Raw genomic sequence first — 264 nt, forward strand, 5'->3', positions numbered from 1 at the left:
GACAGATTCGGTATTGGGCCCAAGTTTTTGCTATCCATGGTGCAGCTTCATTTTTACCAACTAAACATGCTGTTTCTGCTCAAACAAAACTAAAAGCATTAAATTTAATGTGGACGAATGACTGGTCTCTCTCGCACACTAGCGCAGTATTTAACCTCTCGTCCCCTGGGATACTATCTGTCTGGCTCAAAAGATTTAACGAGCTCGGTATCAAAGGGCTCAAAATTCGCCAGAAAGGAAGACCTTCAATGAAACAGCAGCCTC

Annotated in this window: 1 protein-coding gene; it reads left to right on the top strand. The window is 43.2% G+C overall.

Translation table 11 applies throughout. The features are described 5' to 3' along the window. On the top strand, positions 1–264 hold a 264-nt coding region (locus VJL_RS25485), incomplete at both ends, for a helix-turn-helix domain-containing protein (protein WP_038882144.1).

The organism is Vibrio jasicida CAIM 1864 = LMG 25398, assembly GCF_000400365.1.
GTDB classification, from domain to species: domain Bacteria; phylum Pseudomonadota; class Gammaproteobacteria; order Enterobacterales; family Vibrionaceae; genus Vibrio; species Vibrio jasicida.